Source organism: Abyssisolibacter sp. ZYX002 (genome assembly GCF_056892235.1).
Map to the genome: position 1 here is coordinate 234,353 of NZ_JARMXH010000002.1, position 16,520 is coordinate 250,872.

The 16,520-nt window shown below is 28.7% G+C and carries 19 protein-coding genes and 1 riboswitch; of the genes, 5 read left to right on the plus strand and 14 right to left on the minus strand.

The features are described 5' to 3' along the window. Window positions 1–220: 220 nt before the first annotated feature. The 6 genes from P3X86_RS07095 to P3X86_RS07120 form a co-directional block, all read right to left on the minus strand. Window positions 221–478 (minus strand): hypothetical protein, encoded by a 258-nt coding sequence (locus P3X86_RS07095; protein WP_483291966.1) that lies wholly within the window; start codon window positions 476–478, stop codon window positions 221–223. A gap of 177 nt (window positions 479–655) precedes the next feature. Next, window positions 656–1,180, minus strand: coding sequence for a hypothetical protein (locus P3X86_RS07100; RefSeq protein WP_483291967.1), 525 nt, complete (start codon window positions 1,178–1,180; stop codon window positions 656–658). Between the two features lie 128 nt (window positions 1,181–1,308). Continuing rightward, the gene (locus tag P3X86_RS07105; protein WP_483291968.1) at window positions 1,309–1,590 is read right to left on the minus strand and encodes a zf-HC2 domain-containing protein; all 282 of its coding nucleotides are present in this window, start codon (window positions 1,588–1,590) and stop codon (window positions 1,309–1,311) included. Further along, the gene (locus P3X86_RS07110) at window positions 1,580–2,092 is read right to left on the minus strand and encodes an RNA polymerase sigma factor (RefSeq protein ID WP_483291969.1); all 513 of its coding nucleotides are present in this window, start codon (window positions 2,090–2,092) and stop codon (window positions 1,580–1,582) included. Before P3X86_RS07110 ends, P3X86_RS07105 begins: the two co-directional genes overlap by 11 nt. Before the next feature lie 2 nt (window positions 2,093–2,094). After that, entirely contained in the window at window positions 2,095–2,382 is a 288-nt protein-coding gene (locus tag P3X86_RS07115; protein ID WP_483291970.1) for a zf-HC2 domain-containing protein, read from the minus strand. Beyond that, entirely contained in the window at window positions 2,375–4,369 is a 1,995-nt protein-coding gene (locus P3X86_RS07120) for a hypothetical protein (protein ID WP_483291971.1), read from the minus strand. Before P3X86_RS07120 ends, P3X86_RS07115 begins: the two co-directional genes overlap by 8 nt. Before the next feature lie 162 nt (window positions 4,370–4,531). Here P3X86_RS07120 and P3X86_RS07125 point away from each other — a divergent pair, with 162 nt between their 5' ends. The 3 genes from P3X86_RS07125 (at window position 4,532) to P3X86_RS07135 (ending at window position 6,516) form a co-directional block, all read left to right on the plus strand. Then, entirely contained in the window at window positions 4,532–5,020 is a 489-nt protein-coding gene (locus P3X86_RS07125) for a permease (RefSeq protein WP_483291972.1), read from the plus strand. Then, window positions 5,014–5,535, plus strand: a complete 522-nt coding sequence (locus P3X86_RS07130; protein WP_483291973.1) for a permease — start codon at window positions 5,014–5,016, stop codon at window positions 5,533–5,535. Before P3X86_RS07125 ends, P3X86_RS07130 begins: the two co-directional genes overlap by 7 nt. A 264-nt stretch (window positions 5,536–5,799) precedes the next feature. Continuing rightward, window positions 5,800–6,516, plus strand: a complete 717-nt coding sequence (locus P3X86_RS07135; RefSeq protein WP_483291974.1) for a ferric reductase-like transmembrane domain-containing protein — start codon at window positions 5,800–5,802, stop codon at window positions 6,514–6,516. A gap of 158 nt (window positions 6,517–6,674) precedes the next feature. Here P3X86_RS07135 and P3X86_RS07140 read toward each other — a convergent pair whose 3' ends face one another. The 4 genes from P3X86_RS07140 to P3X86_RS07155 form a co-directional block, all read right to left on the minus strand. Continuing rightward, complete coding sequence (locus P3X86_RS07140) at window positions 6,675–7,658, minus strand: cell wall hydrolase (protein WP_483291975.1); 984 nt, start codon at window positions 7,656–7,658, stop codon at window positions 6,675–6,677. A 468-nt stretch (window positions 7,659–8,126) separates the two neighbouring features. Then, the gene (locus tag P3X86_RS07145; protein WP_483291976.1) at window positions 8,127–8,618 is read right to left on the minus strand and encodes a flavodoxin family protein; all 492 of its coding nucleotides are present in this window, start codon (window positions 8,616–8,618) and stop codon (window positions 8,127–8,129) included. Window positions 8,619–8,644: 26 nt separating this feature from the next. Continuing rightward, window positions 8,645–9,250 (minus strand): pyroglutamyl-peptidase I, encoded by a 606-nt coding sequence (gene pcp / locus P3X86_RS07150; protein ID WP_483291977.1) that lies wholly within the window; start codon window positions 9,248–9,250, stop codon window positions 8,645–8,647. A gap of 41 nt (window positions 9,251–9,291) precedes the next feature. Beyond that, window positions 9,292–10,470, minus strand: a complete 1,179-nt coding sequence (locus P3X86_RS07155; RefSeq protein WP_483291978.1) for a cation:proton antiporter — start codon at window positions 10,468–10,470, stop codon at window positions 9,292–9,294. Between the two features lie 85 nt (window positions 10,471–10,555). Beyond that, window positions 10,556–10,617: riboswitch (Fluoride riboswitch) on the minus strand. 113 nt (window positions 10,618–10,730) lie between these two features. Between P3X86_RS07155 and P3X86_RS07160 the strand changes: the two genes are divergently transcribed. Together P3X86_RS07160 and P3X86_RS07165 are read left to right on the plus strand one after the other, a co-directional pair. Continuing rightward, entirely contained in the window at window positions 10,731–11,207 is a 477-nt protein-coding gene (locus P3X86_RS07160; RefSeq protein ID WP_483291979.1) for a spore coat protein, read from the plus strand. Between the two features lie 265 nt (window positions 11,208–11,472). Then, window positions 11,473–12,147 (plus strand): hypothetical protein, encoded by a 675-nt coding sequence (locus tag P3X86_RS07165; RefSeq protein WP_483291980.1) that lies wholly within the window; start codon window positions 11,473–11,475, stop codon window positions 12,145–12,147. 551 nt (window positions 12,148–12,698) lie between these two features. Here P3X86_RS07165 and cls read toward each other — a convergent pair. The 4 genes from cls to P3X86_RS07185 all read right to left on the minus strand — a co-directional run bounded on the left by cls (window position 12,699) and on the right by P3X86_RS07185 (window position 16,419). Then, window positions 12,699–14,141 (minus strand): cardiolipin synthase, encoded by a 1,443-nt coding sequence (cls, locus tag P3X86_RS07170; RefSeq protein WP_483291981.1) that lies wholly within the window; start codon window positions 14,139–14,141, stop codon window positions 12,699–12,701. 98 nt (window positions 14,142–14,239) lie between these two features. Then, entirely contained in the window at window positions 14,240–14,755 is a 516-nt protein-coding gene (locus P3X86_RS07175) for a hypothetical protein (RefSeq protein ID WP_483291982.1), read from the minus strand. Window positions 14,756–14,874: 119 nt separating this feature from the next. Next, on the minus strand, window positions 14,875–15,390 hold the full coding sequence (locus P3X86_RS07180; protein ID WP_483291983.1) for an ECF transporter S component: 516 nt from the start codon (window positions 15,388–15,390) through the stop codon (window positions 14,875–14,877). A 195-nt stretch (window positions 15,391–15,585) separates the two neighbouring features. Continuing rightward, window positions 15,586–16,419: a DUF2785 domain-containing protein gene (locus P3X86_RS07185; protein ID WP_483291984.1), complete on the minus strand. Its 834-nt coding sequence runs from the start codon at window positions 16,417–16,419 to the stop codon at window positions 15,586–15,588. Window positions 16,420–16,520: the final 101 nt, after the last annotated feature.

Genomic DNA, 16,520 nt, shown 5'->3' on the forward strand with positions numbered 1-16,520 from the left:
CTCAATGATAAAATATACATTTCATAACTCCTCTTTAGTAGCTTATTTTTAGTAGCTTTTATATTATTAATATTTCGTAATATAATTTTGCACAAAATACTACTTTATCATGTAACCCTATTATTTTTTGTAGTTTTCCTCAATTTTAACATTCCAAATCGTTTTTATTGGAATATAATAATCTAATATATTATTCTTTCAGTTAGACTCTTTTTTTGCACTAAACTTCTTTTACTTCTTCTAATTTCATCATATTTGTACTTTTATTGAATGTTCCCTTATAAATTTTCCCTTCATCTACTTTATTTATAACTATTCTATAATTATAATTTTCTATAGTATAAGTTGTACCTGTTCTTCCATCATTCAACTTGTATCGTTCTTTTATTATGATATTTGTAACATCTTCATAAATATTTGTTTTTAAAACTATAACCAATAAAATAATAACCAATATTAACGACAACCTTTTCTTCACTCTAAAAATGCTCCTTATATGTTATCTTAAAATAATTGGTTTTATTAGTTTAATGATATCATATTTATATTATCCTAGCACAAAAAAACACCCTAAAATCACACTGTTACGGTGTGTAACTTTAGGGTATCATAGCAATTCTCAATTATCATACAACCTATTTTTAAGTAATGACTATTACCTATTATTAACCCAAAGATCAAAGTCATGCTTTACAAATGAATCGGCTGCAACTTGTGTTTGTAGCACTTTAAAGTATTTACCTTCTCTCTTTCCCATATGTCCGTTAAATTTTTTTACTATGATAGTTCCTACTATACTTATTACTACAAAAGCTATTAATACTTCCGTTATAACAGATTTAGATGTGGAGAAACCTAAGTCATTTATCATTTTAGTCAGATCGCTCTTATCCCTTAAATCTCCTTCTCCAAACAATATAACCTTATTTTTATTAAAACCATAGTTAACCCCTGCTTTTGAATGTTTCATATTTATATCTTTTAAATGAGTATCAGTTAAAGCATTCTCATCTTTATCACCAATTATAATCATATTTTCAATCTCTCTGTTATTATTGGCAAGCTTATACTGGCTCATACTCAAATTAATCGCATTATGGCCTTTTTTATTGGATATATATTCTGCTAAACCTTCTGCTATTTTATGATGTTTTTCAGATGCAACAATAGCTATATCCATAAATCTTAACCCCCTAGAACAAAATCCTCCCTCATAGTCTTATAATATGCATTCAGTGTAATTTTCTACACTAAAAAAATGTATTTTGTTCAATTTTTTTAATAGAACTTATAAAACTCATATCATAACTAAAATATCACTAATAATATTGACACAAGCACTATGTAGCTAATTAGCCCTATTAGTGTAAATTTCTTAATCAAATATCCATAGTATTTTTCTAGTAGTTTGTCTTCTTTAAGTGCTGGTTTCTCTATATTTAGTTGCTCAATATTCATAGACATTGCTTTTTTTATTTCCCTGCAATATTCACATTCCTGTAGATGCTTATCAATAATCTCGTTTGTTTCTTCTCTACATAAGCCTTCTTCATACAGCGGCAATAAATCTAAAATCACATTACATTCCATCTATAGCGCCTCCATATAATTTCTTGAATTTTATTCTTGCTCTGTATATCGTAATCTTCACTTTAGATAAACTCCAATTCAATCTATCTGCAATCTCCTTATACGATAACTGCTTTATATCATGCAATATAATTGCATTTTTCTGATCTTCATTTAATTTATCTAATATCTCAAAGATATATCTAGTATCCTCTCTGTCATCTATATATAACTCTGGATTTTCATCTCTATTATTATTTACTTTATCATAACTATCAGTGTACTGGCTTGTTTTAAATTTTTCATGTTTACGTAGATAAGATACAATTTCATTTCTTGTTATAGATAATATCCAATTTTTTATAGATGCTTCTCCTCTATAGCTGTGAATCGATTTATATACCTTTAGAAATACTTCTTGCGTTATTTCCTCAGCTATCGCACTATTTTTTAGTTTTATATTAATATAATAATAAACTAGGTCCTTGTACTGTGTATAAATATTTTCTATGCTTTCTCTCATGTTTATCTACTCCATAATATCGACCAAACACTTATCCATGTTATAAACAAAATTACCGCTATACACCCAGCATAGAATAAACGCCTGATTTTTTTTAATAGTTTTTCATCTTCTTTATTTAAAGCTTCATCTTCCGTCATTAGTTGCTTTACTTTATTATTTGGTATATAGTTTCTACATTCTTCACACGCTGATATGTGCTCTTTAACATATGCTAAAGTTTCTCCTTCTAACCCTTCTAATCCATAATAATCTATAAGATCTCTAACTATCATACAATATTTATTCATCTTTGTTCACCCCATCAAAATCATAAAGTGAAGTCACTTCTTTATTATCTGAATCTACTCTATATACATGTCTCTCGGTTTTACCATAAGGCATTATCTCAACAATATAGTCATATTTTACGTCCTGACCATTAATGAACTTACCCAAACTTACTCTTGATTTATATACTTCTAAAGGTTTATACAATTTTTTAACTGCTCTTACTGCATTGTTTTTATTAATTTTAAACTCAGAAAATGTTCTATCTTTAAATCTATTTTTGTAACTATGAAATGAAACTAAATCTCCATTGTTATCTAAATTAACATATATATTATGTTTATGATTTTTAAAATAATGATTTTCTTTAACCTCATAAGTGTATTTTTCGCTTTTTAATATTGGCTTAATATATTTTAAAGCTATTTCCATGTCCTTTTCGTTTGCTTGTATTCTCTCCCTATTATTTAATCCGTATGATGTTACTATTTTTTCCTTTCCATTTATCCTTATAACTTCTGTCATAGTTTGTATCTTTATACTAGGTTCCTCATCATACTCATTACGTATTGCTGTAATAGCATATGGTGGCATTTCTTTTTTCAAAACCCTATAAAATTCTTTTAATATGTTTTCTATTTCATCATGTGTTATAGTTATATCATCATAAAATGACAATGGATACAATCCAAAATTACTATTATATGTTCTAAGTTTCCCATCAAATGAATAAACCATGTTTCTACCATCATAAATTGTATCCTTCTTTAAAACTTTTCCATTACTCAATTTTAGAGGGAAATCTATTTTGTAACAATTCTCCTCTTTTTCTATTATCATGTCCTCTACTAATGGATTATATGGATGACCTATATCCCTTAGAAACTCAAGAGATATATCTTTAATATCCTCAATAGATTTTGTGTGTTTGGCACTTTCTAATAAACTATTGTCACTTGAGTACATACTACGGTGGTGAATTGAAAATATCCTATTATTTGTTTGACAAAATCTAAAATCATAATCTCCCACATTCCCACTTAGTTGATAATATAGCACTCCAATCCCTGAGTTTCCATCCACTCTAAAGTCACCCTCATAGTCATTTAGCGCTTTTCTTAATATTATCTCACATACTTTAGGATTATCTAAATGTGCATCTTCTCTAACTGTTGACTCCATTATTGGTAATGTATGCTCGACACTTAAATCAAATAAATTGTAGACAGGGTTAAGCATTATCACTGATAATACCATCACTCCTACTAATAGTGACTGAGTAACTTTATGGTTTTCTATTTTCTTTAGATGTATTAGATAATATACAAGCTCATAGCTTCCTAAAAGCAATATAAACAGCGATGTTGTTAAAAGAGGATCTCTATTGGCGTAAATTTTTATAAAACTCTGTCTCCATAACCCTGTTAATAACCCAATTGTTCCTAACATATAGAACCAAAGAATATTATATTTATTTTTACTCCAGAACATCTTAAAGAAAAAGTATATAATCACTCCTATACCAGCGATTGAAGTAATTTCTATCAAAACATACATCCATCCATCTATGAATTCATCAAACATTTTAATCAATACATATATCAAGTAAAATATTCTGTATATCATAGGAGTTGTCATGACTAATACATCAAAGCTATAAAAATAGCCTCTATACTTAGTTTTTCTTATGGTCAAGATATAATATATTCCAAAAACAATCATATAGCCAAAAAATAAATTGTTCCATATTCCTCCAATCACTCTATCTACATTACTACTCACCTTAATTCTATGTAAAAAACCGTATCCTAGTGAAATGAAAAAAACTAGTCTTAAAACTACTCCACCTATAGCCATACTTCTTGAATATAGCTCCTTCTTCCAAAATAAATGTACAACATAAATAAATGCAAATATCATTATGCTATAGCAGATTATACTTATACCCAGATCACTTATGACAGAATATCTATCTAAGTGATTTACTATTTGTGCTAAAAACCTCATACTATCACCTTTCTATATTTACTAAATCAACGTTAATTCGGCTATAAAGACGTAATATTTATAAAAAAGTTACACATTTATGCTTTTTTATTATATTGCATAATTTTGATAATAATATTATAATCTAATTGTTATACATATTTTAGAAAATGGTGATAAATAATGTTTTTATTTTATACTTTTGTTATAGCTTCATTGATTTTGTCTTTTTTATTTGATAGAAAAAAGACAATAAAAGCACTCAAAATAGCATACAAAAAGCTAACTAAGATTCTCCCAGCATTTTTGACAATGCTAATATCTGTATCAATAGTACTTTATCTTGTACCTGATACAACTATATCAAAATATTTAGGCAGTGGAAGCTTATATGTCGAAATAATTATTGCTTGTATAATCGGTTCGATTTCTCTAATGCCTGGCTTTATTGCTTTTCCACTTGCTAAAGTTTTGATTGAGGCTGGCATAAAATACAGCGTGATTGCTTCTTTTACTTCATCTCTTATGATGGTAGGTATATTGACGTTTCCAGTTGAAAAGAAATATTTTGGCAGTAAATTAACTATTTATAGAAATGTTCTTAGCGTTATTATAGTAATAGTATTGTCAATTATAATGGGATTAGCATATGGGGAGGTTACCTTATGGTAAATAAAAAGAAACTAGCTTTATTTATTATCTACATAGCTTTTATAATAGCATCTCTTGTATTTAGTTATGACCCAGGAATACAAATCGGTAAAAACTTTTATATATTTGCTCTTGATATGATAAAAGTCCTACCTTTTGCTTTTGTACTAATAGGGTTGTTCGAAGTATGGGTAAAAAGAGAAACTATAGAAAAGCATTTAGGTGAATCTTCGGGTATTGAAGGATATATGTGGGCTATCTTGTTATCAACAACAACTGTAGGGGGCATATTTACAACACTGCCACTCGCTCATGCATTGTACAAAAAAGGAGCTAGATTGAACGTCGTAATTACATATTTAGGTGCTGCGTCCGTATGTAGAATTCCTATGACGGTATTTGAAATTTCATTTATTGGTTTAAAATTCTCTATTATAAGATGGTTAGTATCATTACCTCTTGTTATTCTTATAGCTATATTTATAGAAAAGGTATTTAAAAATAAAGACTTAGGTATACCAGATGATATTGAATGATATAGTTTTCTAGGGTAATGATTTAATAAGATATGATCTTTTATTATTAAAATTTACAAATAACTAAATCAGTATTGAAGTTATAGCTACTTTTCTGAAGCTTTGAGAATATAATAAATGACATACTATATTCATTGGTATAAATTAGCACCGAAGTTCCATGACGACTAGTGTTTCTTTTGATTTGTTCTTACTTGTAATGAGTAGTGCTATTTGTTATAATGTAATTGATAATGATTATTGATTTCCTTAAAGGAGTGTACTATGAATATATTAATGTTAAGAGGCACAACCGAATTAATAATTTCGATAGCAATTACAGCAATTTTGTATTTTAAGTTTAAAGACTCTATTAAGAAAAACAGTAAGTCTTGTTACTTAGGTTCTACTATTATATCCGGGATATGCATGGCAATATCAATTATGGTTTTTATAGGTTTGTGGAATGTTGATTTTAGTATATGGTGGGTGAGGATGATTAGAGGAATTGCTAGTGGTTATTTCCCTGCATCTATTTTCATGTTTGTAATGTATGCAGGAGCTTTAACGCATGCAAATCCATATAAGAAGACTCTTATGTCTATTAGGACTGAAATGTCAATTATAGGTGTAATATTTTACTTGCCTCATACGATACTGTATACTGCTTTTTCTGCGCCATATGGAATAAAAGCTCTAATAGCAGGAGATATACAATTGATTCCTCAATTGATGACGTGGACAGGTCTTATAAATAGTATACTGCTGATTGTTCTCGGTATTACATCATCAAGAAAAATGAAAGCTCGCCTTAATAGCAAGTGGAAAAAGCTTCACAAATGGTCATACCTTTTCTACTTCAACTGCTTTGTACATTATATGACTCTCAGTATTAGCAGGGGGAGATATGAACGCTCAGTTATATATGTATTAGTTTATGGAATCTATCTGATGATGAAAATTAGAAAAGAAGCATTTAGTAAAAAATCAATAGGTGCTTAGCTAGATAAGGTTAACTATATTAAGTACTCCCATATTGATATTATTAATGGGAGTACTTTAATCTAAAATAAAACAATATCTCAATCTATTTAATTTTTTTAAAATAAAGGGACTATACGTTATTCGTATAGCCCCTTCTTTGCTTGCCAAAAAATATTTTACATATAAAAATCATGTAAACCTATTGATTTATAAAATGTTTTGTTGTTAACTATCCAAAAATTCTTAGCTTTATCAGGATTTAAGAAATATGTGCAATTTCTAATATTATTGTTCCCTGACAATGCTTCTTTTGCTGCATTTGTACTTTCCTGTGATGGAGTATTATAAATAGAACCATCTAATACTGGGCTAAACTGATAGTAGCCAGATGTTTTTTCAAAAACAACACCTTTAATTGTATTTGGAAAATCACTACTTTTTACCCTGTTTAATATAACATTAGCAACTGCCAATTTCCCTTGATATGACTCTCCTTGAGATTCAGCATGTACTATTCTTGATAACCAATATAAGTCGTCAGAATTATTAATTTCACTATGTGTTTTACCATATTCGTCATCGTATGCTTTGTTAGTATTTATATGAGCTGTATAGGTATGCTGATCCCAACCTACATTAACACCAAATACCTCACATAAAAATCTTAATGGAACAAAAGTTCTTCCACTATAAACATTAATTGGAGCATCTAATTTTACCTTCTTATTGTTTATATAGGCTGTATCTGAGTACAACGGTAGCGATATTTTTTTACCATCTTTCATTATTATCGCTGTACTATTTTTTTCATCCCATTTAATCTCATCTGCTTTTAAAGCATCTGCTATTGTTCTTATTGGTAAATGAACTCTACTACTTTCTAAATAAGGGAATTCTTTTGGCCAAATCGACTTACCGTCAATTTTTATTTTGATATTTTGCTTTGAAGACTTTAATCTTATAAGTTTTCCTTCATATAGCATATCACCATAAGACTGGTTTAGGTTTTGAATGGTTGTTAACCCGATACCGTATTGATTAGCGACTTTCCAATAAGTGTCGCCATCTCTAGCTGTGTGCATTACATATGAATTACCTAATGAATAGGAGGTATTCACAACAACACAAACTAGAGCAAGTAAAGCTAAAATCTTTCTCATAGTATTCCTCCTCTCATCAATCATTACTTTATCATCTATCTTTTTTCATATCAACACATAATACTTTCAAGCATATCATAATAATACCTATTTATTGATATTTTTGTATCCAATGAATGTTTTTATTATTCTTCCACATATTTTTATTGGTAAATAGTTCTATGGTTCTAAATATTACAAATTTCAAAAAAGTATTGTATTTATCACGTCTAGAGGGTATAATGTTTTTAGACAATACTAATATAAATAATGAATTACATAGAACAAAGATAGGTTTAGTTCTATAACCTATCTTTGTCATGTAGTCTCTATCCTATTTTTGTTTCATTTTCCCCTATTTGTAACTAATCCCAAAACATTGCATTGATGCTTTTATTTTTATGTAAATATTTCTTCATTTGTATCAATTTAATCCACAGCTAAACTATTTTATTGCTTTAATTGTCCACAGGATTTAAGCTCGATTGTTTATCTTTTTTTATTAATTAACTCTATTACACCTTGAACTATTCTTTCTCCAAATATCTCAGCTCTTTCTTTTTGTTCTTTTTCTCCGTCTTTTATGCATACTGCTCCAAAGTGAGTATAAGGTTGTCCTTTACTTGCTCCAACAGAATATACAAACATTCCTTTTACTAATAGTTCTGAAGCAATAGCTAATAAGGCGTTGTCAGCTCCACCACCTAAGTAGTTCTCTGTTGCAAATACACATCCTACTTTGCCTGACAGATTAAGTTTACAAGTATCTAACCATTTCTTCATTTGCCATGAGTATGTACCCGCATATGTAGGTGTTCCAAATATCACTATATCAGATGACTCTATGTACTCATTATCTACATCATTTATAGACATTATCTTTACATTTGTACTTTCTATTTTCTTTACCCCACTCATAATCCTTTCACTTACTCTCTGTGTATTCCCTGTTTCACTATGATATACAATAGATATTTTCACGTTTTACACATCTCCTTTATTTTCTTTTAATGAACTAAAATAGTTTTTATTGCACACTCTATTCCTTTCGTTATACTAGCTAAACACATACTAGGTAATCCTTTTTTATGAAGTGTCTGTTTAGGTATAAAAGGAACATGTATGAATCCACCTTTGATATGTCTATACTTTTTATTTATTAGATACAATAAGCCATACATAGTGTGATTGCATACAAATGTTCCTCCTGTATACGATACACTTGCTGGTATTAGGTTATTATTCATTTCTTTCACCATTGCTTTTACTGGTAAATTAGAAAAATATGCATTAGCACCGTCTTCATATATTGGTTTGTCAGTTATTTTATTATTCTCATTATCTGGTGATTTTGCATCAATAATATTAATAGCTACTCTTTCCACTGTGATTTCTTTTCTCCCACCTGCTTGTCCTAAGCAAATTACTACATCTGGCTTTACATTCACGATTAACTCTTCTATAGCTTTTACAGATTTATAAAACACTACTGGTATCATTGCTTTAATGATATCTACATTTTTTATCTTGTCTTTTATAAGATTAAGTGTTTCTATCGCTGAATTTAATCTTTCTTTACCATATAGCTCAAAACATGTTACAAGTATCCTCATTACCAATACTCCCTTTAACACAGATTTGTATTTGTCATTCTCTAACTATCTAATAGTTTCTTTGCAGATAACTTTATTCCTATAGCTCCAAGGGGTGCGGTTACTAGTATAGATAATACTGCTATTGCTAATATAACGTCTCCTGATGTAACTCCAAGTGCTAATGGTGTTGCTCCGATAGCTGCTTGAACAGTAGCTTTTGGTGTATATGCTATTATACAAAAAATTCTCTCTTTAAAATTTAACTTCGTTCTCATTGTTGATAATAAGACCCCTATACTTCTACCTATCAAACCTATCACTATTATTATCAGTCCTGTTACCCCAGAATCAAATGCAACATTAATATTAACTTCTGCGCCTACTAACACAAATAAAAGTATTTCAGCTAAGACCCATATTTTATTGAACTTGCTAGCAAGTCTCTTCGCTTTTTCAGTGGATTTTTCAAGTATTATAAAACCTAATGCCATAACTCCTAATAGTGCTGCTATCTCTATTTTACCATCTAATTTTGTTTCTAGTGTAGTAAATATTATGGAAATACTTAAGATTATTAAAACTTTCTCAGTATCTCTTATGCTATATTTTCTAAATATCTTTATCAGTAATAGACCTGTAACAATACCTAACCCAACTCCTATCACTATTGAGATAGGTATATTTAAAATCTGCATAAACACGTTTACTTGTTTTCCACCATAAAGCCCTATGAATGTTGAAAATATAGTTATCGCAAATACATCATCTATAGAAGCGCTGGCAAGTATTAAAACTGGTATATTATTTTTTCTTCCAACACCTTTTTCTATAAACTTAAGCATATGAGGTACAACAACTGCTGGTGAAACTGCTGCTATAATAAATCCTAATATTCCTCCTTGTATAAAAGAAAAGTCAAGTAACACCATTGAAAGCACCGCTATAACAAATCCCTCAATCAACCCTGGTATACAGCTCATTTTTATTGCTATTTTCCCGACACTAGTAAGCTTTTCCTTACTGATTCCCAGTCCTGCTCTTAATAAAATAATAATTAATGCAATCTTTCTAAGATCTTCCGAAACATTCATGATACTATCATCAAGCACATTAAAACCATATTTCCCCACTACAATACCTAATATAAGCATTCCTAGTAGCCCTGGTAATTTAATTTTTTCAAATAACTTATTTACTAAAAAACCTAGTAAAATTATTATTGCTAAACTTGTAGCCATATTTATTCCTCCTCTTCTTATACAAACTAATCATCTTGGATGTATTTTGTATAAGCATAAAAAAACCTACTGATATACAATAAATACATCAATAGGAGTCATTAGCATGTCATGCGTTTAATGGCGAACTCCATCGCCTATTCTGTTTACCTATTCATTATAATATAAATTATATCATCACACAATATATTTTTATCATTTTATATTGTTCTATACATTATTCTTATTAAAAATACAAACTATAGTAAAGAGGTGATAAAATGATAAACTTTACGCAAAAACAAAGAGATATTTTAAAGGAACAAAGACATGACGAAGAACTTTGTATAAAAAAATACAATAGGTACGCTAGCAGAGCACATAATCCACAATTGAGCCAGTTATTTACAGAATTAGCCTCTGTAGAGCAACAACATTACGATACCTTAACTCAAATGCTAAACGGTGTTGTTCCAAGTATGAACCAAAGCGGAGGGGGACAAGGACAAGGACAACAAGCACAGCAACAAAATATGCAACCTTCAAAGCCTACAGGAAACTACAATCAGCAAGACTCTGATTTATGTCGAGATGCTCTTAACACCGAAAAATTCATATCTGGATTATACAATACAGCTATATTTGACTTTGAAGATAAAAATGTAAGGCAAGTTCTCAATCACATACAAAAAGAAGAGCAAGAACACGGAGAAAAAATATCAAATTATATGACAACTCATGGGATGGATATAGGATAGCCTAATACTTATAGCTCCCAATAAGCCATGTTACTTTAGAATAAGTATGGATTTTAAAGTAACATGGCTCAATCTTATCCAATGCATAGTTGTAAAGTTAACTTTTGATATCTATATGAAGTATAATCTAAAAATTTAAACAAAATGTTGTATTTTGGAGAATAAACTCATTTAATGTAAATCTTTCTCAGATTATATTTTTGTTGGTATCTATAAAATATTTATGGTATAATTGTTTTATTCTAACTTTCTAAGGAGTGACTTTATGAAATCCGAGGTATTAATTGCAAACGACAACACAGTTATAAACATACAGAATATATTCAATCTAATACAATGTGGTAAATTTGAAGAGGCATTTCTCTTATCTTCACAGACAATGACAAGAGGAGACTGTGGAGATCAATTATTTCATGAGTGGGTCAAATCTCTAGCTGAATTTTATTCATGCAAAAATAAAAAAACAGCTATTCAGCTATTAGAAAAAATAAAACCTGATAAATTAGAAAATGAAATCCACTTTAGAATAATTAACTCCTTGATGTCGTTTTATGGTGATATTAAAGATGAACATAATTTCATACTCTATAAAGAAAAATTAGAATCCATTCTTCCTTCAATAACTAGCTATGATTTAAAATTTAGAATACTCGTTAATATTAGCAATGGCTATTATGATATAAAAAATTATAAGAAATCATTAAATTACTGCGAAAAAAGTATATGTATAGCACAAAAGCATATGATATTTGATTTTAAGTTTTGCAATGTTGTAATGATAAAAATAATGAATCTTTTTTATTTGGGAGAAACAGAAAAAGCTAATGATTTGAAAATGGATTTTACAACGTTTTTAAGGCTTACAAATAATTTATATGTCAATAAATATCTGGATAAAGCATTAGATAAATTTAATAAGGAGGTGTTAGATAATGAATAAAATACTAAACAAAATTTACAAAAACCCTTTATTCACAATAGCTATATTATTCCCATTAACTACTAGTAGATATATCTTTTCTTTACTAGGCGATTTCCCTTATATTCACTAATCTCGATCAACCCCTACCGTTAAAGACTACTCTAGTGGTAGGGGCGTCTTAAATATTAATATTAACTACTTATCAATTTAATGTTTTTATCCTAAAAAGAAGCCTATAAACGATATTATTATATATATTAAATCATAAATCAAAGCACTATTATTATAGATTGTAAATGTAGTGGGATAAAAGAACATACCCATAAATAAAAGTAAATACCCCTTAAATCTATTATTCTCAGTAAAAAAATATCCAGTTAGAAAACTATATATTGTATTTACTATTAATGCATAAAAACTCCAAAAAATCCTTATTATCTTAAGAACATGAATAATAAAATGCTTGGTATTAATAAAAATAATAGGATTGAACTTAATATATTGTTATTTTGCATTTTATTTTGTTTATTATTACTATCAGCTTCTTTCATGTTTATTTGTCCTATCTGTTACAATATAGGTGACAGCAACCTCGAAATAGCTTCTTTTATCCTTATAATCCTAGAACGGTTTTCATATACTTCTCTTGTTATTTCACTACAATTCTTCATATCTTTTTCAAAAATCTCTTTTAATCTACTAGAAACTTCTTTATCATATATTAATGCATTCACTTCAAAATTAAGCTTAAAGCTTCTTATATCAACATTTGCTGTGCCAACGGAACATATATTACCATCAACAACAAATGTTTTAGCATGTAAAAACCCTTTATTGTACACATACGCTTTAACACCAGCCTTTAACAAGTCTCCAATATATGAATAAGTTGCCCAGTAAACAAACATATGGTCTGGCTTATTTGGTACCATTATCCGAACATCTACTCCTGATAATGATGCTATTCTTAAGGCTTCTAAAAAACTGCTATCTGGTATAAAATATGGCGTTTGTATATATAAACTCTCTTTAGCTAAATATATCATCTTTAGATATGCATATTTAATTTGCTCCTGCTCTGAATCTGGTCCACTAGATACTATCTGTATACCTGCATCGCCCTTACTATCTGTATTCTTAAAGTATGATGAAAGACTACTAAACTTCTCTTTTGATGCATATCTCCAATCAACTAAAAATCTACTTTGCAAGCTATAAACTGCTTCGCCTATTAGTTTTAGATGTGTATCTCTCCAATTCCCAAACCTTTTATCAAGACCTAAATATTCATCTCCTATATTGTATCCTCCGACATACCCGTATTTCCCGTCTATTACTACTATTTTTCTATGATTTCTATAGTTTAGTCTATAGTTTAAGTATGGTATTAAAGATGGAAAAAACGCAGCTGTTTTCCCTCCAGCTTCTCTTAATTCACATAATAATTTTCTTGATATTAGATGACTACCCATAGCATCATACAACAACCTAATTTCTACCCCTTCATTTGCTCTTTCTACAAGGGCTTTTAAGATTTTCTTACTAAGGTCATCATTTCGTATTATATAGTACTGCATATGGATATGATTCTTAGCACTTTTAATAGAATCCAGTAGTGCATCGAATTTATCTTTTCCATTCGTGAAAAATTGTACAGTATTGTTTTGTGTGAATAATGAATTATTGTCTACTAGATTCATATGAATCATGTCTTTATATTCACACATTGAACTATCTTTAAATTCTACTTCATCGTTTTTAAGCATATCTACTTCATGATTTATCAGTTTCTTTATACTTTCCTTTTCATTTTTGTTGTTCTTAAATATCTTTTTCTTAGCTATATTTTGTGAGAACAATAAATATAGTATGAATCCAACACCAGGTATAAATAACAATACCATTATCCAAGCCCATGCTACCGAAGGATTTTTTCTTTCTAAAAAAATGACAGCAAAAGCTAACGGTAAATTTAAGAGCATTAAAAAATATATTGATGACGCAATATACATTATAACACCTCCGAGACATTAAATTATGATATAGCTATTTTATAATATTATTTGCATCAGCTCAATATATAATCCAATATTTATTAAGAATAAATACTTTACATATTGTCTATTATAGAAAATAATTCATTTTTATATTTTTCAAGTTGTCTTAAATAACTATTGAGTGTAATTCTATTAAACCTAATCTTTGCTTTCTTCCACTCTTTAGTTAAACCTCCATTAAGTAATAATCCACTTACTCCTGTTATCAAAAGCACTCTAATCCATCCACCAAATATCAGCTTTGAAATCAAAAATATAAACATACCAACAATTATACCAAATAAGATGTACGGTGTTTTTGTTGGATCTTTTAGATTTATATCTCTTAGGTTTATACCTTCCAGAACTTTTTTTATATCCTCGCTTATATCTGGTCTGAATTCACTTAAATTGTTTAACCCTGTATTATTTTTACCTTTATTACTCCAATTTTGCACTTGTTGCTTAACTTTTATATTAATGTTTGGCAAACATATATTATTTCTAGTTACTATTGATTTAGACAACTCCAATTTTATTATTGACTCTAATGTATTAAACTGTTCATTGATTTCATTTTTAAAAGACATCTATACACCTTCAATCTTTTTATTTTACATACTTAATAAAAAATATTCCCTAGCGTATAATAATATGCCGTTATTTTATATATAAAAAAGCCATCTCTTTATTTGAGATAGCTCCAACTTTAGAATGAATTTGTATTCTTTAAGGATCTTTTTACCTGTATTCCTATAGGCAACGCTATTATAATTCCTACTGTAGTTGTTAGTATAGAACCTGGTATTTTGCTAATTGGAGATATAAAATTGCCTAATAATATAGCATTAGCAAAATAGTATCCAACTAACGATATTATACCACCGATTATGTAAGCAAAAAAATTCACTATATAATTCATACCATTGCTTTTCTTATGCACAATAAGTGATACAACAAATGCCATAAGACCTTTTATGATAAGTGTAAATGGTGCATATTGCAGAAAATTACCCAATATGTCGAATAAAAACATTCCTCCACCACATGCTATAGCTGAATCAATTGGATTTAGTATTATTGCTGTTATAAAAAGAGTTGTTGTTCCTAAATGCATCATGCTAGTTCCTATAGGAACTTTAATAAATGTAGCAACTAAGTTAATAGCCATAAAAAACGCCAATCTTACAATCCTTCTAGTATTCCATTTTTTATTTATATCCATAACATCACTCCTATATTTCATAATATAGCTTAGATAATCACGGATTAATTATCGCATGTTTCATTGTTAACTTCAATAACTAATTTTAATATTGATATATATAGTTATTTTATAAAGCATTATTTTATCAGCTATTAGCTCAGTAAATATTACGAAAAAAATAATGCTATAAGCCTAGAAGCTAAAGATTATATTCTAACTGTATTTGTTATTTTTACTTAATGACATCAGCAATTGATTAACTATTGTTTTATACTCTGACTTTCCTAATAATCTAAAATAAATACTCCTTATTAACTGCTTTACATTGTTGTTAAAAATAAATTTATATGGATAATCCTTAATACTATCCATCTCAAAAAGCTTTTGAATCCACTCTATAAATTCTTTCTCCTTGATAATGTTTCTACTTAAAATACTGACTATGGTAGTTGTCATACGTTCATCTTCTTCGTACATAAAACCTATCTCATAGATATTAATCTTACATTTTATAGCACACAATATTTTCATTAAATCATCATGCTCTAGTTCCTGACATAATGCAAATTCGTCTAAAGCATCAGATGCATGACATATTGCATGTAACCATCCCTTGTCTTTAATGTATCCTCTAAAATCTAACTCTTTATTAAAATAATACAGCACTCTTTCAAATGAATATTTAACCTCTTCATGTGATAAATAATTATCTTTTCTATGCCTAAATATAGTACATGCAATAATTAATATAGTAAACGCCCTTTTAAATCCAGAATCATCATCCTTGTTACCTAATCCATATAGCAAATAATCATCACTTAATGCAATATTGTGTAACTGATAAACCTCTTTTGTACTAAGAATTTCATCATTTGTTATCCATTTAAATAAAACTGCATAGCATAAACTGTCCCTTAATTGCCCATCTGTATCACCTAAGTACTTCATTGATTGCATTGCTAACTCGAATGGGTCAATATTGTCTATTACTTTATAATCATTTTCTCTTATCTCTATTAACAGTCTCTTTAATTCTTCTTTATTCATGTTCACCCTCCTTTTTAGTTAATTATATAAAATAAAAGCTGACATAATCTTGTCAGCTTTACTCAAAATATTTATTAAATTATTTTTATTTAAAGGGATTA